This window comes from Nocardioides sp. YR527, assembly GCF_900101045.1.
Classification (GTDB): Bacteria; Actinomycetota; Actinomycetes; order Propionibacteriales; family Nocardioidaceae; genus Nocardioides.
Genome location: NZ_FNFN01000002.1, coordinates 533605 through 558070 on the forward strand (window position 1 = coordinate 533605; position 24466 = coordinate 558070).

Sequence of the window (24466 nt, forward strand, 5' to 3'; positions counted from 1 at the left end):
AGGTCAGCTGACCTGGATCACCGTCTTGCCGAAGTTCTGACCCCGGAGCATCCGGTTGAACGCGGCGGGCGCGTTCTCGAGTCCTTCGGTGATGTCCTCGCGGTAGCGCAGCTTGCCCTCGGCGACCCAGCCGGTCGCCTCGGTGAGGAATGCCCGCTGGTGATCGCGGACGAACTCGTCCTGGATGAAACCCCTGATCAGCAGGGACTTGTTGAGCACATGCCGCATCAGACCGGGTGCTCGGTCGGGCCCCTCGGGAGCGGCGGTGTCGTTGTAGTGCGCGACGATCCCGCAGACCGGCACCCGGGCGAACTTGTTCAGCCGCGGCAGCACGGCGTTCCACACGTGCCCGCCGACGTTCTCGAAGTAGACGTCGATCCCGTCCGGCACCGCCGCCTTCAGCTGCTCCTTGAAGTCGGGCGCCCGGTGGTCGAGGGCAGCGTCGAAGCCGAGCTCGGTCAGATGCGCGACCTTCTCGGGGCCGCCGGCGATGCCGACGGCGCGGCAGCCGAGGATCTTCGCGATCTGCCCGACGGTGGCGCCGACCGGGCCGGTCGCGGCCGCCACCACGACGGTCTCCCCGGGCTTCGGCTGCCCGATCTGGGTCAGCCCGGCGTACGCCGTGAACCCCGGCATCCCCAGCACGCCCAGCGCGGTGGAGACCGGCGCGACGGACGGATCGAGGCGGCGGGTGTGCTTGGCCGGCGCGACGGAGAAGGCCTGCCAGCCTCCGTACGCCAGCACCACGTCGCCCACCTGTCGCGAAGGATCCCGCGACTCGACCACCTCGGCGACCGTGGCACCGGGCAGCACGTCGCCCAGGGCAGTCGGCGCGGCGTACGACGGCGCATCGCTCATCCGCCCGCGCATGTAGGGGTCGAGCGAGAGGAACTTCGTACGCAGCAGCACCTCGCCGTCCGCAGGCGTCGGCACCTCGGAGGTGGCGATCGAGAAGTCCTCGGCGGTCGGCTCACCGATCGGGCGGGCGCGGAGCAGGATCTGGGTGTTCGTGTCGGTCATCCCGCCATGGTGCCTCACCGGTGGCAGGTTTGCTTAATGACAACTAAACCTATTGACTTAGCCCATGAAGCCCACGGTCGACGTCCACCAGCACCTGTGGCCGCCCGCGCTGGTCGAGGAACTGCGCCGCCGGCGGCAACCTCCATACCTCGACGACTGGGTGCTCCACCTCGAGGGAGAGCCGCCCTACTCCGTCGACCCGACAGACCACGACCTCACCCGTCGCGCGGCCCAGGAGGACGGGCTCGTCCTGCTGTCGCTCTCCAGCCCGCTCGGGATCGAGTCGCTCGCCCCGGTCGAGGCGCACGGACTGCTCGACGCCTGGCACGGCTTCGCCGACGACCTGCCCGCCGACTACGGGCTGTGGGCCGCGCCGTCCCTCGTCGAGCCGGACCTCGACAGCCTCGCGAAGACCCTGGCGCACGACCGCGTCCACGGCCTCCAGGTGCCGGCGACCGCGCTGGCGACCCCATCCGCGCTCGAGGCCCTCGCGCCGGTGCTCGAGACCGCCCAGCAGGCCGACCTGCCCGTCCTCGTGCATCCGGGTCCGGCCGCCGACCCCACCGCAGCGGACCTGCCGTCGTGGTGGCCCGCCCTCACCTCGTACGTCGCCCAGCAGAGCGCTGCGTGGCACGCCTGGCACGCCGCCGGCCGGTCGCTGCTGCCGACCCTGCGGATCGCGTTCGTGGGGCTGGCCGGACTCGCGCCGCTCCACCACGAGCGCCTCGCGCAACGTGGCGGGAACCTCGGCGCGATCGACAGGCACGTCTACTACGAGACCTCGTCCTACGGCACCCAGGCGATCGACGCGATGTCGCGCGTAGTCGGCGTCGACCCGCTCGTCAGTGGGTCGGACCGGCCTTACGCGGAGCCGACCGACCTCGGCCGAAGCCGAGCCCGAGGCGATCGGTGGGGCCTCGGTGAGGCGCTGAGCCGGGCGATCTTCGTCAACAACCCGCACCATCTACTCACCGGAGGAGACCGATGACCATCACCGAACCGACCGTGGACTCGGTCCTTTGCGCCCCGGACCTGCCCGAGCTGCCGGGACGTGTGCTCGTTCCCGGCGAGCTGCGCGCCTGGGTCGACGAGCTCGCCGCGCACCCCGAGCGCTGGGAGCACCTGGCGCGCCACGACACCGGCGGTCGCCACTACGTCTCGCTCTACCGGGACAAGGACATCGACGTGTGGCTGCTGTGCTGGAACACCGTCGACGACACCGGCTGGCACGACCACGACATCTCCTCGGGCGCGGTCGCGGTGACCCATGGATCGGTCTTCGAGCAGCAGCCGCGGTTCGGCGGCGAGCCCGTGCAACGGGAGATCGGCGCGGGCGGGAGCTTCGGCTTCGGGCCCGACCACATCCACCGGATGAGCGGCGCGGTCGACGGCTCGGTCTCGATCCATGCCTACTCGCCGCCGCTGTGGAGGATGGGGCAGTACGCGATCAGCGACGACGGCGTGATGCGCCGCGTCTCGGTCTCCTACGCCGACGAGCTGCGTCCGCTCGAGGACTGAACGAACTGCAGGGCGAACGCCGCGACATCTCGGGCGTTGGGCCCCGGTTGACCGACGGACCACGGGGACTGTGGCACATTTCAAGCATCGAGGAGCGAGGATCGGACACCGGGACCGACTTTCCTTTTCTGTTTAACATCTTCGGTTCCATCCGCTGATCTGGCAGGCTGATGATCTTGTGCAACGGCGTCCGCAGGTGAAGAACGACAGACAGGAGCGGTGGCTGTGATCGAGTTCGAGGGCGTGACCAAGCGCTATCCGGACGGAACCGTTGCGGTGGACGACCTCTCCCTGACGGTCGACACCGGGCAGATCACCGTGCTCGTCGGGCCGTCGGGATGTGGCAAGACGACCGCGCTGCGGATGATCAACCGGATGATCGAGCCGAGCTCCGGCCGGATCCTGATCGACGGTGACGACGTCACCAGCCGCCCGGAGGCACAGCTGCGGCGCGAGATCGGCTACGTGATCCAGGGCGCCGGACTCTTCCCGCACCGCACGGTCCTCGACAACGTCGCGACCGTCCCGATCCTGCAGGGCAGCTCGCGTCGAGAGGCCCGCACGAGCGCCCTCGACCTGCTCGAGCGCGTCGGGCTCGCGGCCGACCTCGGCGAGCGCTACCCGGCCCAGCTCTCGGGGGGACAGCAGCAGCGCGTCGGCGTCGCCCGGGCGCTCGCGGCCGACCCGCCGGTGCTGCTCATGGACGAGCCGTTCTCGGCCGTCGACCCGGTCGTACGCGACGACCTCCAGCAGGAGCTGCTCCGGCTCCAGGGCGAGCTCGGCAAGACGATCGTCCTGGTCACCCACGACATCGACGAGGCGATCCGGCTCGGCGACAAGGTCGCCGTCTTCGCCCAACGCGCGCGCCTGGCCCAGTTCGCCCCGCCCGCCGATCTCCTCGCCGCCCCTGCCGACGACTTCGTCGCCTCGCTCGTCGGTCGCGACCGCGGCTTCCGGGGCCTCGGCTTCGCCGACGGGAGCTCGGTCGCGCTCACCCCCATCGACCACGGCGTCGACGGGCTCACCCTCGAGGTCGACCACGACGGCCGACCGCTGGGCTGGCGCGGTTCCGACGGGCTCCTCCCGACCGAAGGCACCTTCAGTGACGGCGCCAACCTGCGTACGGTCACCGACCTGGTCATCCTCTCGCCCGCCGGCGCCGCGATCCGGGTCGACGCCGAGGGTCGCGCCGACGGACTGGTCCTGCTCGCCGACCTGGCCGGCAGCGTACGTTCCCAGCAGCGGGAGCGGCTGGCAGCCTTGGCCTCCGCGGAGGAGGCTGGGTGAGCGAGATCTGGCGCTATCTCGAGACCAACGGTGATGACGTTCTCACCGCGCTCGTCCAACACATCTGGCTCGCTCTGCTGCCGGTGGCGATCGCCTTCGTCCTGGCCCTGCCGCTGGGCGCCCTGGTCCATCGCTACGTCCCGGCGCGCCACATCGCGCTCACCGCCGGCAGCGTGATCTACACCGTCCCGTCGCTGGCCCTGCTCCTGCTGCTCCCGGGCATCCTCGGCACCAGCGTCCTCGATCCGATCAACGTGGTCATCGCACTGACCCTCTACTCGCTCGCCCTGCTCGTCCGCACGACCGCCGACGGTCTCGACGCGGTCGACACCACCGTCCTGCAGGCCGCGACCGCGATGGGCTATCGGCCCGTACGCCGCTGGTTCACCGTTCAGCTGCCGCTGGCGATGCCGGTGATCCTGACGGGTCTGCGGGTGGCGACCGTGGCCAACGTGAGCATGGTCAGCATCGCGGCCCTGATCGGCATCGGCGGCCTCGGGCAGCTCTTCACCCGAGGATTCCAGCTCGGCTTCTACCTGCCGCCGATCATCATCGGGCTGGTCCTCTCGGTCGCCCTCGCGGTCATCGCCGACGTCCTCATCGTCGCCCTCCAGCGCGGGCTCACCCCCTGGGCGCGAGCGGGTGCCCGATGAGTCTCGACTATCTGCTCGACGCCGCCAACTGGTCGCTGACCAGCCCCGACGGCTTCCCTCAGCGCATCCTCGAACATCTCGGCTACACCGTCCTCGCCCTGGCCATCGCCGCAGTGATCGCGTTCCCGATCGGCCTGCTGATCGGCCACACCGGCCGCGGCGCGCTGGTCGCCATCAACCTCGGCAACGCCGGCCGCGCGCTGCCGACCCTCGGTGTGCTCATGCTCGCGCTCGGCCTGGTCGGGATCGGCCTGGTCCCGGTCACGATCGCTCTGGTCGTGCTCGCCATCCCACCCATCCTCGCCACGACGTACGCCGGCATCCGGTCCGTCGCCGACGAGACCGTCGACGCGGCGCGAGGTGTCGGCATGACCGAGGCTCAGATCGCCTGGCGCGTCGAGGTCCCGATCGCGCTGCCGATCATGATCGGCGGCCTGCGCAACGCGTCGCTCCAGGTGGTCTCGACCGCGACCATCGCTGCGTACGTCGGTCTCGGCGGCCTCGGTCGCTATCTCTTCGACGGCCTGGCGACGCTCCAGTACGACCAGGTGGTCGCCGGCGCGATCGTGATCGCGATGCTCGCGGTGGCGGTCGACCTGGCACTCGCCGGTGCGCAGCGGCTCCTCGTCTCGCCCGGCGTCGACGGCCGCGGCGCCCGAGACCGGCCGACCACCGTCCGCCCCGAACCCCAACCCGAACCCGCCGGCTGATCAATCCAGCAACCGAGAGGTATCTCAATGTCCCGCCGAATCCGCACCACCGCGTACCTGTTCGCGACGCTCGCCGTGGCAGGCACCCTGACCGCCTGCGGCGGTGACCCGCTCGACTCCGGATCGGACTCCGACTCGGACGGCGGCACGATCGTCGTCGGCTCGGCCAACTTCCCCGAGAGCGAGCTGCTCATGGAGATGTACGCCCAGGCTCTCGAGGCCGAGGGCGTCAAGGTCGAGACCAAGCCCAACATCGGGTCCCGCGAGGTCTATATGGAGGCCTTCAAGAGCGGCGACATCGACCTGCTTCCGGAGTACAACGGCGCCCTGCTGGCCTACCTGAAGCCGGACGGGGTCCCGGATGACGTCTCGGCTCCCGAGGACGTCTACGAGGCGCTCCAGGACGTCCTGCCCGAGGGCAGCGAGACCCTGCCGCAGTCGGAGGCCGAGGACAAGGACACTCTCACCGTCTCCAAGGAGACCGCCGAGAAGTACTCCCTGACGAGCATCGAGGACCTGGCTCCGGTCGCGAAGGACCTCTCGCTCGGCGGCGCCCCGGAGTTCAAGGAGCGCTACCAGGGCCTCGTCGGTCTCGACGAGGTCTACGGGGTCACGTTCAAGGAGTTCAAGCCGCTGGACGCCGGCGGCCCGCTGACGACCGGCGCGCTGGCCAAGGGCGACATCGACGTCGCCAACGTCTTCTCCACCGACTCGGCGATCCCCGCCAACGGATGGGTCAGCCTGGAGGACCCGGAGAACCTCTTCCTCTCCCAGAACGTCGTCCCGCTGATCCGCTCCGAGGCGCTCAGCAGCGACGCCGAGACGGCGCTCAACGCGGTCTCCGAGGCGCTGACCACCGCCAATCTCACCGAGGCGCTGGCCAAGGTCCAGGTCGACAAGGCCGACCCGGCCACCGTCGCCAAGGAGTTCCTCGCCGACAACGGCGTCAGCTGAGCGCTGAGCCCAGGCCGCTCCGGTAGGTCAGAAGTCCTTCGAGCCCTCGCAGGAACGTCTCTCCGACCGGGGCGGGATCGGTCAGACAGCCGGCCGCCATCGCACCGTCTCGCAGCATGACGAAGTGGCGGCCGGCGAACTCCGAGTCGGGTTTCCCGGTGGCAGCGAAGAGCTCGGTCATCGTGGCCAGGAACCACTGCCGGTGCTTCAGCACCGCCTGGTGGACCACGTGGGCCGGGTCCGGATACTCGGCCGCGGCGTTGAGGAACGCGCAACCTCGGAACCCCTCGCCCTGGATGTCCGCGGCGATCGACCGGCCGACGGTCCTGATGAGATCGTCGGGGTCCTCGACGTCTGACCGGGCGGCGTCCACGCGCGCCCGGATCGCCTCGTCGGCCTGCGTCAGGTACGCCACGACGAGGTCGTCCTTGCTCCGGAAGTGCCGATAGAGCGTTGCCCGCGTGACCTGCGCCTCGGCGATCACGCGATCCACTCCGACCGAGTGCAGACCCTCGGTGTAGAAGAGCCGACTCGCCGTGCTGAGCAGTCGATCCCGGGCCTCAGACATCCGCCATTCCTCTCGTTCTCGTTGTCTCGACGGTAGCAGACAGAACGATCGGTCTTGCATTTGTCGATCGGCTGGTGCAGACTCTCGACTCAGGTAGAACGATCGTTCTGTCTCCCAGTTTGATCCGAGAAAGGGATCCGATGTCCACCTCCGTCGAGACCGGCCACTCCGGCACACTGAGCGCCCCGACCCACGCGCTGCCGAAGCTCTACTTCTTCCGCTTCGGGTTCGCGATCGGCTGGGCCGTCCTGGTCGCGCTCACCGCGACGACGCTCACCGCCGCGAGCATCGCGCTGCTGGTGATCTACCCGCTGTTCGACGTGGTGGCCGCCGCCGTCGACCACCGCACCTCGGGTGCCAACGGCCCGCGCGTCCTGCTCTACGTCAACATGGCACTCAGCCTGCTCACCGCCGTCGGCGTCGCCGTCGCCGCCACCTCCGGGATCCCGGAAATCCTGCGCGTATGGGGCGCCTGGGCGATCACCGCCGGCCTGGTCCAGCTGTTCGTCGCGGTACGCCGCTACCGACTCGGCGGCCAGTGGGCGATGATCCTCAGCGGCGGGATCTCGACCTTCGCCGGAACCGGCTTCATCCTGATGGCCGCCGGGCCGAAGGCGTCCCTCACCGGCCTCGCGGGCTACGCGACGCTGGGCGGAATCTTCTTCCTGATCTCTGCTCTCCGACTGCGCCAGCGCGCGGGTAAGGTCGACTGACATGACGACCACCAGCATGGAACTGACCGTCGACGTCATCGTCATCGGCGCCGGACCCACCGGGGAGAACGTCGCGGACCGCGCGGTGCAGGGCGGGCTGAGCGTGGCCGTCGTCGAGACCGAGCTGGTCGGCGGCGAGTGCTCCTACTGGGCCTGCATGCCGACGAAGGCGTTGCTCCGCGACGCGGCGGCGCTGCGCGCCGCCCGCGCCCTCCCGGCCGCGGGCCAGGCGGTCACGGGCACGCTCGACCCCGCCGCCGTGTTCGCCCGGCGCAACAGCTTCGCCTCCGACTGGAACGACTCGGGCCAGGTCGAGTGGCTGACGGGTGCCGGGATCACCCTGGTCCGCGGACACGGGCGCATCACCGGCACCCGTGCCGTCACGGTCACCGACTCCGACGGCACGACCACGAACCTCGAGGCACGCCACGCCGTGGTCGTCTCCACCGGCAGCTCCTCCCTCATCCCGCCGATCCCCGGCCTGGACGAAGCCCGCCCCTGGACGAACCGCGAGGCCGCCGGCGCCACGTCGGTCCCCGGCCGGCTGGCGATCATCGGCGGCGGGGTGGTCGGCGCCGAGATGGCGACCGCCTTCAGCGCCCTCGGGTCGCAGGTGACCCTGATCTCCCGCACCCGGCTGCTGCCGAGCGTCGAGAAGTTCGCGGGTGAGCAGGTGGCCGATGCGCTCAGGACGTACGGGGTGACGCTCCACCTGGACGCCGGCGCGACCGACGTCCGGCGTGATGACGGCGGCGAGGTGCGGGTGACCCTCTCCGACGGCACCGAGGTGACCGCGGACGAGGTCCTCGTGGCCACCGGTCGGGTTCCCAACACCAAGGACCTCGGGCTCGAGCACGTCGGTCTCGAGCCCGGCAGCTGGCTGAAGGTCGACGACGCCCTGGCCGTGGTCGACGACAGCGGGCAGCTGGAGGACGGCTGGCTCTATGCCGCTGGTGACGTCAACCATCGGGCGCTGCTGACCCACCACGGGAAGTACCAGGCCCGCGCGCTGGGCGACCTGATCGCGGCACGCGCTCGCGGCGAGGAGCCCGACCTGAGCACCTGGGGGCGTCACGCCGCCACCGCCGACGAGCGCGCCACCACCCAGGTGATCTTCACCGACCCCGAGGTCGTCGCCGTAGGACACTCCGCCGAGTCGGCAGAGGCGGCCGGCATCGAGGTCGGCATCGTCGACTACGACCTCGGCTCGGTCTCGGGCGCATCGCTGCACGCGGACGGCTACCGCGGTCAGGCACGGATGGTCATCGACGAGCAGCGCAAGATCCTGGTCGGCTTCACCGCCGTCGGCCCGGACATCTCCGAGCTCCTGCACGCCGCCACCATCGCGATCGTCGGCGAGGTCCCGCTGGACCGCCTCTGGCACGCGGTCCCCGCCTACCCGACCATCAGCGAGATCTGGCTCCGCCTGCTCGAGACCGCGGGCCGCGACCGCTAGGTCGAGCGCCTCACCGACCGACCGACAGCAGATCGGCGTACGCGTCACCGAGACCGTCCGCCAGGATCGCCCGCAGAGCGAGGGCGAGCTGGTCCCGGATGTAGGAGTCGAGGGTCCTGGTCTGCTCGAAGTACCAGTGCTTGAGCGCCCATGCGTGCGCGAGCAGCAGCAGATTGTAGGCGACCAGGTCCGGGTCGGCGGCGACCAGCTTCCCGGCCTCGACGCCGTCACGCACCGCGGCGCGCAACGGCTCGCTGGTCTCGACCTCGAGGCGCTTGATCCGATCGCGTCCGGCCTCGTCGAGCGACTTGGACTCGCGGTAGGTCAGCACCGCGGCGTGACGATGGGAGTCGATGACCCGGCAGTACGCCGCGAACGCGGCCGCCAGGCGGCGTACGGGATCCTCGCCGGCCTCCTCGACCGCCTCCGGGACCGTGGTCGAGAAGGCACCGAGCACGTCGGTGATGACGGCGAGGAGGACGTCGTCCTTGCTGCCGAAGTAGCGGTAGATCAGGCCGACGCTCACGCCCGCCTCGGCCGCCAACGCCTGCATCGAGACCGCCTCGGAGCCGTCACGCTCCATGAGTCGAGCCGCCGCGTCGAGCAGCTGGCGGGAGCGGTGCTCGACCAGCGCCTGCCGGGCGGCGTCGTGCGGCTTGATCGACGTTTGGGGCTCTGACATGGGTCTCCTCCTGAGATGAATCGAGATTCATCCTAGGGCAAAAACTCCTCGCCAGACGTTGACCACCTCGGAAAATGAATATACGTTCACTCTCGCTGAACCAATATTCATTCTTTGCTGTGGAGGCAGTCGTGAGCCAGTTCGAGGACATCACCTACGAGGTCGACGGCGCGGCCGGGATCATCACCATCAACCGGCCGGCCCGCTACAACGCGTTCCGCGCGAAGACGGTCGACGAGCTCATCGCCGCCTTCAACGCGGCCTGGTCCGACGACGACGTACGAGCCGTCGTGCTGACCGGCTCGGGCGAGAAGGCCTTCTGCACCGGCGGCGACGTCAAGCAGCGCGCCGAGACCGGCGACTACGGTCCCGCCGAGCTGGGCAGGTTCCGCATCGGGGACCTCCACAAGCTGATGCGCGACATCCCCAAGCCGGTCATCGCCGCGGTCAACGGCATCGCGATCGGCGGTGGCCACGTCCTGCAGGTGCTCGCCGACGTCTCCATCGCCAGCGAGACCGCACGCTTCGGTCAGGCCGGTCCCCGCGTCGGCTCCTTCGACGCCGGGTTCGGGTCGGCGTACCTCTCCCGCGTCGTGGGCGAGAAGAAGGCCCGCGAGATCTGGTTCTTCTGCCGGCAGTACTCCGCCCAGGAGGCGCTGGACATGGGCCTGGTCAACAAGGTCGTCCCGGCCGACGAGCTCCTGAAAGAGGCGAAGTCCTGGTGCGAGGAGGTCTCGGCACTCAGCCCGACCGCGATCCGCTTCCTGAAGCAGTCCTTCAACGCCGACACCGACCACCAGGCCGGGCTGTCGAACCTGGCGATGAGCGCGCTCGACATCTTCGGCGTCTCGCCCGAGGGCATGGAGGGCGCGACCGCGTTCGCCGAGAAGCGCACGCCCGACTTCGCCCCGCACGTCAACTGGCACTGAGCCGCCACCGCGAGCGAAGGAAGCGACCATGCACTACGGGTTCGACGAGGACGAAGAGGCCTTCCGCATCGAGGTGCACCGGTGGGCCGAGAAGGTCCTCGCGCCGCACTACCAGTCCGACGACAAGGCGGCGGCCTTCCGCCGGCAGCAGGCCCTGGACATGGCCCAGATGGGTCTGACCGGCCTGCGCATCCCGGAGGAGTACGGCGGCCAGGACGCCACCGCCGTCATCGCGGGCATCGCCGCGGAGGAGGTCGGTCGCGCCGACTTCAACGCCGGCTACCTGATCATCAACACCGCGCTGATCAGCGACATCCTGGTGCGCAACTGCACCGAGGAGCAGAAGCAGGCCTGGCTTCCCGGCATCGCGTCCGGCGAGACCGTGCCCTGCATCATGATCACCGAGCCGGGTGCCGGCACCGACGCGGCCAGCCTCGGGCTCAAGGCCGTCCCGGACGGGGACGACGCCTGGGTGCTCAACGGCGAGAAGACCTCGATCACGCTGGGCATGGCCGCCGACGGCGCCGTGGTGCTGGCGCGCACCGGAGGAGACGGCGCCCGTGGGGTCAGCGCCTTCTGGGTCGACATGTCCGACCCCGGCATCTCCCGGACGGCGTTCGACGACCTGGGCAGCCGCGCCATCGGCCGGGCCTCGATCCACTTCGACGGGGTCCGGGTCACCCGCGCCGACATGATCGGCGAGGAGGGCGGCGGGTTCGTCTCCGTCATGCAGGGCTTCGACTACTCCCGGGCGATCATCGGGCTGCTCTGCCTGGGCGCCGCCCAGCAGAGCCTCGACGAGGCACTGCAGTGGTCACGCGACCGCGTCGCGTTCGGCAAGCCGATCGGCACCTTCCAGGGTGTCTCGTTCCCGCTCGCCGAGCAGGCGACGTACGTCGCAGGTGCCCGTCACGTCTGCTACGAGGCGCTCTGGCGCAAGGACAACGACCTCGACCACAGCGCCGAGGCGGCGATGGCGAAGTTCTGGGCTCCCAAGCTCGCGACCGACGTCATCCACCAGTGCCTGCTGACCCTCGGACACATCGGCTACTCGACCGAGCACAAGGTCGGCCAGCGCCTGCGCGACGTCATCGGCCTGGAGATCGGTGACGGCACCGCCCAGGTCTCCAAGCTCGTCATCTCCCGCAACCTGCTCGGTCGCGCGTACGCGCCCTGAGCCCGAACTCGAAGGGACAGCACCATGGGAAAGCTCGACAGCAAGATCGCGATCGTCACCGGCGCCGGGCAGGGCATCGGCGCCGGGGTCGCCGCCAAGCTCGGCGCGGAGGGGGCGGCGGTCGTCGTCACCGACATCAACGAGGAGACCGCGAAGCAGACCGCGTCGGCCCTCGGGAACGGCGCGATCGGCATCCGCACCGACGTCACCGACCGCGACTCGGTGGACGCGATGGTGGACCAGGTCCTCGCCGAGCTCGGTCGGATCGACGTACTCGTGAACAACGCGGGCTGGGACAAGGGCGAGCCGTTCGTGGACTCCGAGCCGGAGACCTGGGACCGGATCATCCAGATCAACCTCTACGGCGTGCTCAACACCTCCAAGAGGGTGCTGCCGATCATGGCGGAGCAGGGCTACGGCAAGGTGGTCAACCTCGGCTCCGACGCCGGCCGGGTCGGCTCATCGGGCGAGGCCGTCTACTCGGCAGCCAAGGGTGGCGTCATCGCGTTCACCAAGGCGATGGCCCGCGAGATGGCCCGCGCCAAGGTCAACGTGAACTGCGTCTGCCCGGGCCCGACCGACACGGCCCTGTTCGCCTCGATGGGTGGCGACAAGCTGCGCGAGGCACTGCAGAAGGCGATCCCGCTGCGCCGCCTCGGCCAGCCCGAGGACCTCGCCAACGCGATCGCCTTCCTCGCCTCCGACGAGGCCTCCTTCATCACCGGCCAGACCGTCAGCGTCAGCGGCGGCCTCACCATGAGCTGACCTGGCTCAGGAACGGGAACCGGACATGTTCGAGACACTGCTGTCTCCCGAGCGGATCGCTCGGGAGACCCGCGCCGGGCACTGGCGCGACAAGGTCATCACCGACTTCCTCGCCGAGGCGGCCGCCACCACCCCGGAGAAGGTCGCCTTCGTCGACAGCCGTCGTCAGGTCACCTTCGCCGAGCTCGCGGCCGAGGTCGACCGGGTGGCGCTGGGCCTGCACGCCAGGGGCATCGGCCGCGGCGACGTGGTCTCCTTCCAGCTGCCGAACTGGATCGAGTGGATCGTGGTCCACTACGCCGCGACCCGGGTCGGTGCGATCAGCAACCCGCTGATCCCGATCTACCGCGAGCGCGAGGTCGGGTTCATGGTCGGTCTGGCGAAGTCGAAGCTTCTCGTGGTCCCCTCCGAGTTCCGGGGGTTCGACTACCCCGGGATGGTCGAGGGGCTGCGCGGCGGTTGGGACTTCGACCCCGAGGTCGTCGTGGTCGGCGAAGAGTCCTGGACCGACCTGGTGGCCGCGGGCGACGACCAGGATCCGCGAGTCCTCGACGAGCTGCGACCCGACCCCAACGACGTCACGCTGCTGATCTTCACCTCGGGCACCACCGGGGAGCCGAAGGGGGTCATGCACACCCACAACACCATGGTGGCGGCCAACGACCCGCTGCCGGAGCGGCTCGGCATCACCGGCGACAGCGTGCTGCACATGGCCTCGACCTTGGCCCACCTCACCGGCTTCCTGTACGGCGCCAGGCTCAACGTGCAGAACGGCGCGACCTGCGTCCTGCAGGACGTGTGGGACCCGCAGGTCTTCGTCGAGCTGATCGCCAAGCACCGGATCAGCTACACCTCGGCCGCGACTCCGTTCCTGCACGACCTGATCACCGCGGCCAATCTGGCCGATCACGACACCGGCTCGTTGGTGCGGTTCTGCTGCATGGGCGCGCCGATCCCCCGGGCGATGGTCCGCGAGGCCAAGCAGAAGCTGCCCGGCCTGGTCGTGGTCGGTGGCTGGGGCCAGTCCGAGGAGGGCCTGGTCACCATCGGTATCCCGGGTGACCCCGAGGAGAAGATCGTCGAGACCGACGGCTTCCCATGGCCCGGGATGGAGATCCGGGCGGTCGAGGTGACCTCCGGTGAGGAGCTGCCGGCCGGCGAGGAGGGTGCTCTGCAGGTCCGCGGACCCTTCCTCTTCGTTGGGTACGCCGAGCGGCTCGAGCTCACTCGCGAGCAGCTGCGACCGGCGGCCGACGACCGAGGCGACTGGTTCGACACCGGCGACCTGGCGTACGTCGACCCCGACGGCTACCTCCGGATCTCGGGTCGCACCAAGGACGTGATCATCCGGGGCGGGGAGAACATCCCGGTCGCCTATATCGAGAACGTCCTCTACGAGCACCCGGACATCGACGCCGTCGCCGTGGTCGCGATGCCGGATCCGCGCCTCCAGGAGCGGGCCTGCGCGTGCGTGGTCCTCCACGGGCGGACCGACTTCGGGATGGAGAAGATGCAGGCCTTCCTCACCGAGAAGGGGGTCGCGAAGCAGTACTGGCCCGAGAAGGTGGTCGTGCTCGACGACTTCCCCAAGACCCCGAGCGGCAAGATCCAGAAGTTCCAGCTGCGCGAGCGGGTCTCCGGCGACACGGGTGGTGCGGGATGACGCGCGGCATGGGCACCGCCTATCTGGTCGACGGGCTGCGTACTCCCTTCGGGCGGTACGCCGGCGCGCTGGCCGCGGTCCGGCCGGACGACCTCGCCGCCCACGTGATCGGCCACCTGGTCGACCGGTACGCCACGGTCGACTGGGCGCGCCTGGACGACGTGCTCCTCGGCTGCGCCAACCAGGCCGGCGAGGACAACCGCAACGTCGCCCGGATGGCCGGGCTGCTCGCCGGCCTCCCGGTCGAGGTGCCGGGAGGCACGGTCAACCGGCTGTGCGGCTCCGGGCTGGACGCGGTGGCGCAGGGCGCCCGGATGATCCGCGCCGGTGAGGCCGACCTGGTGATCGCCGGTGGGGTGGAGTCGATGACCCGGGCGCCGTGGGTGATGCCGAAGGCGGCGCGGCCGTGGTCGCGTACCAACGAGATGCACGACACCACCATCGGCTGGCGGTTCGTCAACCCCGCCATGGAAGCCGCCTACGGCACCGATGCGATGCCCCAGACCGCGCAGAACCTCGCCACCGAGCGCGAGATCAGCCGCGCCGACCAGGACGCGTTCGCGCTCAGCTCCCAGGTGCGCGCTGCCAAGGCGATCGCGGACGGTCGGCTGGCACGAGAGATCACCTCGGTCCCGGTGCCGATTCGCGGCAGTGGCGACCCGGTCATCGTCGACACGGACGAGCACCCGCGCTCGACGACCCTCGAGAAGCTCGGTGCGCTGAGGCCGATCGTCGAGAACGGTTCGATCACCGCGGGCAACTCCTCCGGCGTCAACGACGGGGCCGCTGTGGTGCTGCTGGCCTCCGAGCGGGCCGTCGACGACTACGGCCTCTCCCCGCTGACCCGGGTGACCGGAGCGGCGGTGGCCGGCGTACCTCCGCACATCATGGGGATCGGCCCGGTTCCGGCCACGCAGAAGCTCCTCGATCGCGCCGGGCTCACGATCGACGACATCGACGTGATCGAGCTCAACGAGGCGTTCGCCGCGCAGGCGCTGGCGGTGACCCGCGAGCTCGGTCTCCCCGACGACGCCGAGCACGTCAACCCGAACGGCGGCGCGATCGCCCTGGGCCACCCGCTCGGCGCCAGCGGTGGCCGTCTCGCCCTGACGGCCGCCATCGAGCTGTCCGTACGCAGCGCCCGCCGCGCCGTCGCCACCATGTGCGTCGGCGTCGGCCAGGGCATCTCACTACTCCTGGAGACCCCATGACGACCTACGAGACACTCCTCGTCGAGGTCAGCGACCGCGTCGCGGTGATCACGCTCAACCGGCCCGAGGTCCGCAACGCGATCAACGCCCAGGTCCAGACCGACCTGCGGGCAGCGCTCGACGCGCTCCGCGGCGACGACTCGGTCGGCGCCGTGGTGCTGACCGGTGCCGGCGAGAAGGCGTTCGCCGCCGGCGCCGACATCGGCCAGCTGCGGAGCTACGACCTGCACACCGGGCTGGCCTCCTCGATGCAGCGGCTCTACGACGAGGTCGAGACCTTCGAGAAGCCGACCATCGCCGCGGTCAACGGGTACGCCCTCGGCGGAGGCTGCGAGCTGGCGATGGCCTGCGACATCCGGATCGCGGCCGGCACTGCGCGGTTCGGTCTCCCCGAGACCAACCTGTCGGTCCTGCCCGGTGCCGGCGGCACCCAGCGGCTCGCCCGGCTCGTCGGAGTCGGCCGCGCGATCGACCTGATCCTGACCGGCGACCTGCTCACCGCGGACGAGGCCCTGGCCACCGGCCTGGTCACTCGAGTCACCGAGCCCGAGACGCTGCTCGCGACGGCACGGGAGGTCGCGCGGTCGATCCTCGCCAAGGGGCCGCTGGCGGTCCGGCTGGCCAGGACGGTGATCCGCACCGGGATGGACACCGACCTGCGTACCGGACTGGTCGTCGAACAGCTCGCCCAGTCGCTGCTCTACACCACCGACGACAAGCGTGAGGGTGCCCAGGCGTTCCTGGCCAAGCGGACACCGAACTGGAGCGGACTGTGATCGACAAGGTTCTCGTCGCGGGCTCCGGAGCCATGGGGTCGCAGATCGCGATGGTCGCCGCGCTCGCCGGCTGCGAGGTCACCCTCTACGACATCGACCGGGGCGCGCTCGAGCGTGCGCTCGTCGATCTGCGCGAGCGGCTCGACCGCCAGGTCGCCAAGGGCCGCCGGCCGGCCGGCAAGGTCGAGGCCGCCCTCGACCGCCTGTCGTTCACCACTGATCTCACCGAGGAGACCGCCGACGTCGACCTGGTGATCGAGGCGATCGTGGAGCGGCTCCCGCTCAAGCGGGCCTTCTTCGCGCGGCTGGACGGGCTCTGCCCCGCGCGGACGTTGCTGGCCAGCAACTCCTCCAGCTTCGTACCCTCCGCGATGGCCTCCGCAACCGCTCGGCCCGACCGGTTCCTCAACCTGCACTTCTTCAACCCCGCTCTGGTGATGGCATGCGTGGAGGTGGTGCGCGGCCCGCTGACGGCGGACGTCGCCGTCGAGGCGGCGCTGGAGTTCGTGGAGCGTCTCGGCAAGACCCCGGTGGTGCTCGACAACGAGATCCCCGGGTTCGTCGCCAACCGTCTCCTCGGTGCCGTACGCGACGAGGCGATCGGACTGCTCGAGGGCGGCTACGCCGGGGTCGAGGCCATCGACACCGCCGCGCGGACCGCGCTGGGCTACCCGATGGGTCCCTTCGAGCTGATGGATCTCACCGGCATCGACATCGGCTACCTCACCAGGACGGCCCGCTTCGAGGAGACCGGCGACCCGGCCGACGCACCGTCGGCGACCGTGACCGCGCTGGTCGAGCAGGGCCACCTCGGCCGCAAGAGCGGCCACGGCTTCTACACCTACGACGGGGCGGGCAACCGCACCGGCACCGCCGATCTGAAGGGACAGGACTGATGGATCTCACGCTCACCGAGGAGCAGCTCGCGTTCAAGAAGTTGGCACGGGACTTCCTCGACAAGGAGGTCGTACCGTTCCGGGCCGAGTGGGACCGTCGCGAGGCCGTCGACCTCGCGATCGTCCCCAAGCTCGGCGAGCTCGGCTTCTTCGGCCTCACCATCCCGGAGGAGTACGGAGGCATCGGCGGCGACTACATCACCTACTGCCTCGGCATGGAGGAGCTCGGCCGCGCCGACTCCTCGATCCGCGGCATCGTGTCGGTCTCGATGGGCCTGTTCGGCAAGGTCCTGCTGGACCACGGCTCAGAGGAGCAGAAGCAGCAGTGGCTGCCGGGCATCGCCACCGGCAACCAGCTCGGCTGCTTCGGCCTCACCGAGCCCGACAACGGCTCCGACCCCTCGGGGCTGAAGACCCGGGCCGTACGCGATGGCAGCGACTGGGTCATCAACGGCTCCAAGGTCTTCATCACCAACGGCACCTGGGCCGACGTCTGCCTGGTCTTCGCCCGCACCGGAGGCGAAGGAGCCCGCGGCATCTCGGCGTTCCTGGTGCCCACCGACGCTCCCGGCTTCGGGCGCACCGAGATCCACGGCAAGCTCGGCCTGCGGGGTCAGGCCACCGCCGAGCTCAGCTTCGACGACGTGCGTGTCCCGGCAGATGCGCTCGTGGGCACCGAGGGCGACGGCTTCAAGTTCGCGATGACCTCGCTCGACAAGGGCCGGGTCTCGGTCGGCGCCGGCTGCACCGGGATCATCCAGGGCTGCCTCGAAGCCGTCGTGGACTACACGACCCAGCGCCGTCAGTTCGGCAAGCCGATCGCCTCCTACCAGCTCGTCCAGGACATGATCGCCGAGATCTCGGTCGACGCCGATGCCGCGCGGCTGCTCACCTGGCGTGCCGCCTCGCTCATCGAGGCCGGCGAGCCGTTCGGCACCGAGGCCTGCAAGGCCAAGCTCTTCGCCTCCGAGGCCGCGGTCAAGGCGGCCAACCTGGCGATCCAGGCCTTCGGCGGCTACGGGTACGTCGATGAGTACCCGGTCCAGAAGTACATGCGGGACGCCCGCGTCATGACCCTCTACGAGGGCACCAGCCAGATCCAGAAGCTCCTCATCGGCCGCGCCGAGACCGGCATCAACGCGTTCGTCTGACCCCGAAAGCCGATCTCCGAAAGGAGGGCCACCATGGCCCAGACCCCGTTCGACCTGTTCTCGATCGACCACCTCCTCACCGAGGAGGACCGGGCGATCCGCGACACCGTCCGCACCTATGTCGACAAATCGGTGAAACCCCATGTCGCCGACTGGTACGAGACCGGCCGGATCCCCGCCAAGGAGCTCGCCAAGGAGCTCGGCAGCCTCGGCGTCCTCGGCATGCACCTGGAGGGCTACGGCTGCGCCGGGACCACCGCGACGGCGTACGGCCTGGCCTGTCTCGAGCTCGAGGCCGGTGACTCCGGGCTGCGCTCGCTGGTCTCGGTCCAGGGCTCCCTGGCGATGTACGCCATCTGGAAATGGGGTAGCGAGGACCAGAAGCAGGAGTGGCTGCCGCGGATGGCCGCCGGGGAGGCGATCGGCTGCTTCGGGCTCACCGAGCCCGACTTCGGCTCCAACCCCGCCGGCATGCGCACCCGCGCCCGCCGCGATGCGTCGGGCGACTGGATCCTGACCGGCAACAAGATGTGGATCACCAACGGCTCCGTCGCCGACGTCGCCGTGGTCTGGGCCCAGACCGACGAAGGCGAGGACGGCAAGGGCGTACGCGGCTTCGTGGTCCCCACCGACACCCCCGGTTTCTCCGCCCCCGCGATCAAGCACAAGCTCTCGCTGCGTGCCTCGGTGACCAGCGAGCTGGTGCTCGACAACGTACGGCTCCCCGACTCCGCCGCCTTCCCGGACGTACGCGGCCTGCGTGGGCCGCTGTCGTGCCTGAACGAGGCTCGCTTCGGCATCGTCTTCGGCGCGCTGGGTGCGGCCCGCGACTGCCTCGAGACCGCGATCGACTACGCCGCCGGCCGCGACATCTTCGACAAGCCCCTCTCGGCCTACCAGATCACCCAGACCAAGCTCGCCGACATGACCCTCGAGCTCGGCAAGGGCATGCTGCTCGCGGTTCAGCTCGGACGGCTCAAGGACGAGGGGCTGCTACGGCCGGAGCAGATCTCGCTCGGCAAGCTCAACAACGTCCGCGAGGCGATCGCCATCGCCCGGGAGTGCCGGACCGTACTCGGCGCCGCCGGGATCACGCTGGAGTTCCCGATCATGCGGCATGCCAACAACCTCGAGTCGGTCCTGACGTACGAGGGGACCAGCGAGGTGCACCAGCTCATCATCGGCCAGGCGCTGACCGGGCAGGCGGCTTACCGCTGACCCGCGCGGACTGCGGCCGTCCATCGACGACCGCAGTCCGCGCCCCGGGTGGGATCAGCCGCCCGGCTGGGTGACCCCGTCGACCGTCAGGGTGTAGCGCGCCGGATCGGACACGCTCTCCGTCGGGTCGTCGAACATCACGACCGCCGCCACGGTCTCGGCGGTGTCACCGATCGCGGCGTCGAGCGCGGCACCACTGAGGGTGCCGTCGAACGACTCGTCCAGCGCGAGGGTGTGCACCCACGCGGGCGAGCCCGCCGGGCCGTACGCCACCAGCTGGACCGTCCAGCCCTCGACCTGGATCGGGTTGACCTGCGACATCGACTGCCAGCCGTCGAGGGTGTCGCTGGGCAGCGCGGCGCCGCCCACGGCGATGTCACGCACCCAGAAGCCGGACTCGTCGACCCCGGAGTCGGTGATGTAGCGGAACGCCACCAGCACGCTCTCTCCTCCGTACGCCGAGAGGTCGGCGCTCTGCGGACGCCAGCCTCCGGAGTCGCCGGAGAAGCCGGGCAGGTTGTCGACCACGGTCGGGACGGCGCCCGGGTCGTGCTCGCTGGTCGTGTCGGCGGTGGCCAGGCTCTGCCAGGTCTCACCTCCGTCGGTGGAGACCTGGACGTAGCCGAAGTCCCAGCCGGCCTCGGCGTCCCACAGGGCGTCGAAGGTCAACGACGCTCCGCCGGCGGGCACGTCGACCGCTCGCACGACCGACCGGTCGAGGTTCGGCCCACAGCCGGCATAGAGGGCTGCGGCCCCGGTGCCGTCGGCGGGCGGCGAACCACAGCTGCTGTCGGCCGTCGTGGCGTCCGGCGGGGTGGTGTCGACCGTCCACTCGACCGGCTTGGGCGCCAACGCCGACGCCCCGTCGAAGCTGAGCGACTCGATCTGGCCCGCGGAGAGGTAGGCCCCGGCGCCGTCACGCAGGCGTACGTAGTCCGAGCCGTTCGGCGGTGCGCCGGGCTCGTTCCACGACTCCGGGTTGTCCCAGTTGACCTTCGCGGACAGCGAGTCGGCCTGGAAGGTCGCCGCGTCGCCGCCGTTCAGGTCGCCGCCGTTGGCGTCCAGTGCCGCGTCGAGAGCCACCGTGGCGGCCCAGTCGTGGATCGTCTGCTGGGCGGAGATCCCGGCATCGAACTGGTCCAGCACGATCTGGAGGCCCTCGAGGCCGCCGGCATCCTCACGGTGCAGCGCGCTGAGCAGGTCCGGGCCGTAATGGCTGGCCAGATACTGCATGAAGGAGTAGACCGCGCCGTAGTCGCACAGGGTTTCCGGTCCGCCCTGGTCGCCCCAGCCGGTCAGCGAGTTCTCCGAGCCGCCGAACGCCGGATCGAGATAACCCATGAAGCACGCCAGATGGGAGTCCGCGCCGGGATCGTCGGGCGGGGTGCTCGGGTCGACGTAGCCGACCAGGGTCTGGGCGTAGTCGGAGAGACCCTCGTTGACCCAGGAGACCTCGTCGGTGTCCTCGTAGTACTCCAGCAGGTGCTGGTACTCGTGCGCGAAGGTGCCCTCGTACAGCAGCGGCCGAGATGCGCCGACCAGCCGTCCGGGAGCGCTGTTCAGCTCCGCGTTGCAGGCGACGTACGCCGGATCGGTGCTGTCGTCGGGCGGGTTGGTGCCGGTGCGGTGCAGCCAGTCGAAGACATCGATGCTCATCACGTTGCGGTCGAAGTACTCGTTGAAGATCGAGTAGAAGAAGCCCGCGATGTAGGTCTGCCCGTCAGGAGTGGCGGGATCGTAGAAGTTGGCGTCACGGACGTTGTCGACCAGGACCACGATGTTGTCGCCGTCGCCCTTGTACTCCGAGGACGGCAGGTTGGGGATCAGCCCCGGCAGGGTCGCCTGCTTACCGGCCCGGTCCGGCGGCACCGAGAACTCCTCCGACTCGATCGGGTAGATGGTGTTGTCGAACTCCGAGATGAAGTTCGAGACCTGGGCATCGGTGACCTCGGTCAGACCGAGGGCGTTGCGGCAGTCACCGGCCGGGAAGGCCCGGTCCTCGGCGACCCACACCTCGATGTTGTCCCCGACCCCGCGCAGCGTGTAGTCCTTGAGATAGATGCTTCCCTGGGCGTCGTCGAGGCCCAGCCAGGTGCGGCTCTGGCCGACCTTCGCGGGTCCCTTCGGTGCCTGCTTACCGGCCAGGTCGCCTCGGTGCCGCTCGACGCCGAGACGCTTGCCGTTGTTGTAGTCGGACCCGGTCTGCTTGAGCTCCTTGGCGGCCCGGCCACGATCGTCGTCCGACGGCGGCGCGCTGCCGGCGGGGGCGCCGGGCAGCGTCAGACCGAGGACAAGCGCTCCTGCGGCTCCGATGGTGAGGAGCCCCATTCTTTTCCCGTACAGCCTCTTCCAACCCCGCATGCGTGGTTCTCCCTCCACTCGTTCATGCTGCGCCCGAGCTCGCTGCGGGAGTACGGCTCGATGTGATGTGCATCACGAGCCACGCTTGAGTCAAGCACCGGCCGTACACGAAGGGAAGACCGACTTTCGGGATGCATGCCTGACGTAGGCCTGGATCGAGCGCCCTCACCTGGACGGTACGGGTGCTCGGGGTCCCGCCCGACTCGCCGAGACCAGCCCACCGATCAGGAGGGCGAGCGCCACCAGCAGGAGTACGCCACCGCTCACGAGCAGCGCGCCGATCGTCGCGCCGAGCGCCGGCAGGGTGGCACCGACGGCCGCCTCAGCGTTCACCGGCGCATGTCCGTCGGCATTCATCACCACGAGGGTCCAGTCGCCCGACTCGACCTCCCAGATCAGCGTCCGAGTCCCGGTTCCGGACGTCGAGGCGGTCCAGAAGCCGACGTCCGAGGGAAGCGTCGCGGGGGATCCGCCGTCGACGACGTCGTACGTCGGTCGGCGGCCTTCGAAGCCGTCGATCGTCGAATGTCCGACGCCGGCGAGGAAGGCGTCGACCTCCGTCGAGGGAGCAAGGCCGACGAAGAGCGGTCCCTCCTCGGTCGAGGTGACGACCAGCTTGGTCTCGCCGACCAGTCGGCCGGGCACGTCCACTCCTGCGTCCGTCTCGACGGTGAACGTCTCCGTGGTGATCGCGTGGCCAGGGGCGGAGATCGTCGTCTCGTCAGTCATCAGGTAGCCGTCATCGCCTCGCTCGGCGGCGGCCACCGCCAAGACCACGCCCCCGGCGATGAGGCCGAACGAGATCAGCAGGAGGACGCTGCCTGCCACGACGGCGATGACCCGCCCGGCGGTCCACCGAGGTCGGCCCTGGAGAACGTCATTCATGGAATAGGCCGATCATGTTGCCGCCGGGATCCCGGACCATGGCGAAGAGCCCGACGCCCGGGATCTCCATGGGCGGGACGACGGTCTCCCCACCCAGCTCCCCGACACGACGGAGGCTGCCCTCGAGGTCGTCGGTCGAGACGTACACCGTGACGTAGGCGGGCATCTCGTCACGGGTCTGCATCACGCCGCCACCGATCCCACCCTCCTCGGCCGTCACGAGCCAGTAGTCGGGTCCGGACGCCTGGATCTCCCAGCCGAAGAGGTCTCGGTAGAACGCGACGAGTCCCTCCCCGTTCGAGCCGGCGATCTCGAAGTGCACCACCGGATGTGCCATGACTGTTCTCCCTCCGTCTCGATCGAGCATCCGCCGAGACGGCGGCGCGCGCCCAGGGACGTAGTGCCGCGATGGCTGGTCCTTGGTCCCCGACCGCCGGGTGCCCCGAAAGGATCGCTGAGGCGACGGCACGGCGTCACGAGCTCAGGAGAACCCGCTCACCCAGCCGGGGCACCACGGCCACGATGCCGAGCTCGTCCTGGATCCGGTCCGCGAGGGCGCGGGACGCTGCTGGCTCGCCGTGCACGACGTAGACGGTCCGCGGGAGCTCGGGCGCCGAGGCGACCCACGCGACCAGCTCGTCGGCGTCGGCATGGACGCTGAAGTCCGTGAGCGCCACCACCTCCGCGCGGACCGGGACGTACCTTCCGTGCATCTTCAGTGTCCGGGCACCTTCGGCCAGCTGTCGCCCCCGGGTGCCCTGGGCCTGGAAGCCGGTGAGCACGATGCTGTTGCGCGGATCGGGGAGCTGGCGAAGCAGGTGATGGACGATCCGACCGCCGGTGGCCATCCCCGAGGCCGAGATGATGATGCACGGCTCCTTGGGGCGGTTGAGCCGCTCAGATCCGGCGGCGTCCCGCACCCGGTGGACATCGAGCTGGTCGAGATCGCTCAGCGGCGCCGACCGCTTGGCCTTGAGCTCGTCGCTGTGGGCCGCCGCGGCCGCTCGGTAGACGTCGAGCGCGTCCAGCGCCATCGGGCTGTCGACGAAGATCGGGACCTTCGGGATCTCGCCAGCGCGACGCAGCCGGAGCAGCTCCAGGAGGACCAGCTCGGTACGGTCCACGGCGAAGGCGGGAACGAGGACGACTCCGCCGCGGTCGATGGTGCGGCGTACGGCGCTCGCGAACAGGTCGGGGTCTGGCGCCGGATGTCTGCGGTCGCCGTAGGTCGACTCGAGCACCAGCGTGGAGGCCGCCGGTGGAGGCACGGGGGCTCGCAGGATCGGATGGTCCGGCCGGCCGAGGTCTCCGCTGAACACGACTCGGGCATCACCGACATCGACCGTGGCCACCGCCGACCCGAGGATGTGGCCCGCCCGACGCAACGTCACGACCATCTCGCCGACCGAACGCGGCTCGCCGAACGCGATCGGGTGCAGCCTCTCGAGCGTCCGCTCGGCGTCGACCCCCGTGTAGAGCGGGAGCGCGGGGTCGTGCTTCGACCAGCCACCTTCGTTCGCGTACCGCGCGTCCTCCTCCTGGAGATGCGCGCTGTCGCGCAGCACGATCGCAGCCAGCGCCGCGGTGCCCGGTGTGCACAGCGCCTCTCCGGCGAAGCCGTCCCGCACCAACCGCGGCAGATAGCCGGTGTGGTCGAGGTGCGCGTGCGTCAGCACGACGGCGTCCAGGTCCGCGGGACGCACCGGGAACGGCGCCCAGTTGAGCCGCCGCAGGTCACGTACGCCCTGGTAGAGACCTGCGTCCACGAGCAGCCGATCGGCTCCGCCCGTCACCAGGAACCGGCTTCCCGTCACCGTGCCGGACGCCCCGAGGAAGACCAGGGCAGGATTCTCGGGCTTGGCCATCAAGCGTC

General features: G+C 70.0%; 24 protein-coding genes. 17 read left to right on the forward strand and 7 right to left on the reverse strand.

Translation table 11 applies throughout. From position 1 onward, the window contains the following. Nucleotides 1-3: 3 nt before the first annotated feature. Complete coding sequence (locus tag BLT25_RS06960) at nt 4-1020, reverse strand: NADP-dependent oxidoreductase (protein ID WP_091043596.1); 1017 nt, start codon at nt 1018-1020, stop codon at nt 4-6. Nucleotides 1021-1084: 64 nt separating this feature from the next. Between BLT25_RS06960 and BLT25_RS06965 the strand changes: the two genes are divergently transcribed. The 6 genes from BLT25_RS06965 (at nt 1085) to BLT25_RS06990 (ending at nt 6142) form a co-directional block, all read left to right on the forward strand. Continuing rightward, nucleotides 1085-2008 (forward strand): amidohydrolase family protein, encoded by a 924-nt coding sequence (locus BLT25_RS06965; RefSeq protein ID WP_091043599.1) that lies wholly within the window; start codon nt 1085-1087, stop codon nt 2006-2008. Then, nucleotides 2005-2538, forward strand: coding sequence for a cysteine dioxygenase (locus tag BLT25_RS06970; RefSeq protein ID WP_091043601.1), 534 nt, complete (start codon nt 2005-2007; stop codon nt 2536-2538). Before BLT25_RS06965 ends, BLT25_RS06970 begins: the two co-directional genes overlap by 4 nt. A gap of 225 nt (nt 2539-2763) precedes the next feature. Next, nucleotides 2764-3825 carry an ABC transporter ATP-binding protein gene (locus BLT25_RS06975; RefSeq protein ID WP_091043604.1) on the forward strand — a complete coding sequence of 354 codons (1062 nt, stop codon included), beginning with the start codon at nt 2764-2766 and terminating at the stop codon, nt 3823-3825. Next, nucleotides 3822-4478: an ABC transporter permease gene (locus BLT25_RS06980; RefSeq protein ID WP_091043606.1), complete on the forward strand. Its 657-nt coding sequence runs from the start codon at nt 3822-3824 to the stop codon at nt 4476-4478. Before BLT25_RS06975 ends, BLT25_RS06980 begins: the two co-directional genes overlap by 4 nt. Continuing rightward, nucleotides 4475-5188, forward strand: coding sequence for an ABC transporter permease (locus BLT25_RS06985; protein ID WP_091043609.1), 714 nt, complete (start codon nt 4475-4477; stop codon nt 5186-5188). Before BLT25_RS06980 ends, BLT25_RS06985 begins: the two co-directional genes overlap by 4 nt. A 27-nt stretch (nt 5189-5215) precedes the next feature. Continuing rightward, nucleotides 5216-6142, forward strand: a complete 927-nt coding sequence (locus BLT25_RS06990; RefSeq protein ID WP_091043610.1) for an ABC transporter substrate-binding protein — start codon at nt 5216-5218, stop codon at nt 6140-6142. Here BLT25_RS06990 and BLT25_RS06995 read toward each other — a convergent pair. Then, nucleotides 6135-6710 carry a TetR/AcrR family transcriptional regulator gene (locus BLT25_RS06995; protein WP_091043613.1) on the reverse strand — a complete coding sequence of 192 codons (576 nt, stop codon included), beginning with the start codon at nt 6708-6710 and terminating at the stop codon, nt 6135-6137. The two genes, BLT25_RS06990 and BLT25_RS06995, sit on opposite strands and share 8 nt — an antisense overlap. A gap of 140 nt (nt 6711-6850) precedes the next feature. Here BLT25_RS06995 and BLT25_RS07000 point away from each other — a divergent pair, with 140 nt between their 5' ends. Both BLT25_RS07000 and BLT25_RS07005 read left to right on the forward strand, forming a co-directional pair. Beyond that, the gene (locus BLT25_RS07000; protein WP_091043614.1) at nt 6851-7423 is read left to right on the forward strand and encodes a hypothetical protein; all 573 of its coding nucleotides are present in this window, start codon (nt 6851-6853) and stop codon (nt 7421-7423) included. 1 nt (nt 7424) lies between these two features. Continuing rightward, entirely contained in the window at nt 7425-8879 is a 1455-nt protein-coding gene (locus BLT25_RS07005) for a dihydrolipoyl dehydrogenase family protein (protein ID WP_091043617.1), read from the forward strand. A gap of 10 nt (nt 8880-8889) precedes the next feature. Here BLT25_RS07005 and BLT25_RS07010 read toward each other — a convergent pair whose 3' ends face one another. Continuing rightward, nucleotides 8890-9561: a TetR/AcrR family transcriptional regulator gene (locus tag BLT25_RS07010; RefSeq protein ID WP_091043619.1), complete on the reverse strand. Its 672-nt coding sequence runs from the start codon at nt 9559-9561 to the stop codon at nt 8890-8892. A gap of 131 nt (nt 9562-9692) precedes the next feature. On the opposite strand from BLT25_RS07010, the gene BLT25_RS07015 reads away from it, so the two are divergent. Genes BLT25_RS07015 through BLT25_RS07055 form a run of 9 tightly spaced genes read left to right on the forward strand, consistent with a single transcriptional unit; the run spans nt 9693 to nt 19347 of the window. Beyond that, nucleotides 9693-10490, forward strand: coding sequence for an enoyl-CoA hydratase-related protein (locus BLT25_RS07015; RefSeq protein WP_091043621.1), 798 nt, complete (start codon nt 9693-9695; stop codon nt 10488-10490). A gap of 28 nt (nt 10491-10518) precedes the next feature. Then, a complete protein-coding gene (locus BLT25_RS07020; RefSeq protein WP_091043623.1) occupies nt 10519-11667 on the forward strand; it encodes an acyl-CoA dehydrogenase family protein in 1149 nt (382 codons plus the stop codon). 24 nt (nt 11668-11691) lie between these two features. Then, complete coding sequence (locus BLT25_RS07025) at nt 11692-12432, forward strand: SDR family NAD(P)-dependent oxidoreductase (protein ID WP_091043626.1); 741 nt, start codon at nt 11692-11694, stop codon at nt 12430-12432. A 25-nt stretch (nt 12433-12457) separates the two neighbouring features. Next, the gene (locus tag BLT25_RS07030; RefSeq protein WP_091043628.1) at nt 12458-14095 is read left to right on the forward strand and encodes an AMP-binding protein; all 1638 of its coding nucleotides are present in this window, start codon (nt 12458-12460) and stop codon (nt 14093-14095) included. A gap of 8 nt (nt 14096-14103) precedes the next feature. Further along, the gene (pcaF, locus tag BLT25_RS07035; protein WP_091043631.1) at nt 14104-15306 is read left to right on the forward strand and encodes a 3-oxoadipyl-CoA thiolase; all 1203 of its coding nucleotides are present in this window, start codon (nt 14104-14106) and stop codon (nt 15304-15306) included. Further along, on the forward strand, nt 15303-16082 hold the full coding sequence (locus BLT25_RS07040) for an enoyl-CoA hydratase/isomerase family protein (RefSeq protein WP_091043634.1): 780 nt from the start codon (nt 15303-15305) through the stop codon (nt 16080-16082). The genes pcaF and BLT25_RS07040 overlap by 4 nt, the downstream gene beginning before the upstream one ends. Continuing rightward, on the forward strand, nt 16079-16978 hold the full coding sequence (locus BLT25_RS07045; RefSeq protein ID WP_256328486.1) for a 3-hydroxyacyl-CoA dehydrogenase family protein: 900 nt from the start codon (nt 16079-16081) through the stop codon (nt 16976-16978). The genes BLT25_RS07040 and BLT25_RS07045 overlap by 4 nt, the downstream gene beginning before the upstream one ends. Further along, nucleotides 16978-18129 (forward strand): acyl-CoA dehydrogenase family protein, encoded by a 1152-nt coding sequence (locus BLT25_RS07050; protein WP_091043636.1) that lies wholly within the window; start codon nt 16978-16980, stop codon nt 18127-18129. Before BLT25_RS07045 ends, BLT25_RS07050 begins: the two co-directional genes overlap by 1 nt. 33 nt (nt 18130-18162) lie before the next feature. After that, nucleotides 18163-19347: an acyl-CoA dehydrogenase family protein gene (locus BLT25_RS07055; protein ID WP_091043639.1), complete on the forward strand. Its 1185-nt coding sequence runs from the start codon at nt 18163-18165 to the stop codon at nt 19345-19347. Between the two features lie 54 nt (nt 19348-19401). On the opposite strand, the gene BLT25_RS07060 is transcribed toward BLT25_RS07055, so the two are convergent. The 4 genes from BLT25_RS07060 to BLT25_RS07075 form a co-directional block, all read right to left on the reverse strand. Continuing rightward, nucleotides 19402-21675: a M6 family metallopeptidase gene (locus tag BLT25_RS07060; protein ID WP_256328487.1), complete on the reverse strand. Its 2274-nt coding sequence runs from the start codon at nt 21673-21675 to the stop codon at nt 19402-19404. Nucleotides 21676-21873: 198 nt separating this feature from the next. Next, entirely contained in the window at nt 21874-22593 is a 720-nt protein-coding gene (locus tag BLT25_RS07065; RefSeq protein ID WP_091043642.1) for a hypothetical protein, read from the reverse strand. Then, nucleotides 22586-22930 carry a VOC family protein gene (locus BLT25_RS07070; protein ID WP_091043645.1) on the reverse strand — a complete coding sequence of 115 codons (345 nt, stop codon included), beginning with the start codon at nt 22928-22930 and terminating at the stop codon, nt 22586-22588. The genes BLT25_RS07065 and BLT25_RS07070 overlap by 8 nt, the downstream gene beginning before the upstream one ends. 136 nt (nt 22931-23066) lie before the next feature. Beyond that, on the reverse strand, nt 23067-24458 hold the full coding sequence (locus tag BLT25_RS07075) for an MBL fold metallo-hydrolase RNA specificity domain-containing protein (protein WP_091043648.1): 1392 nt from the start codon (nt 24456-24458) through the stop codon (nt 23067-23069). Nucleotides 24459-24466: the final 8 nt, after the last annotated feature.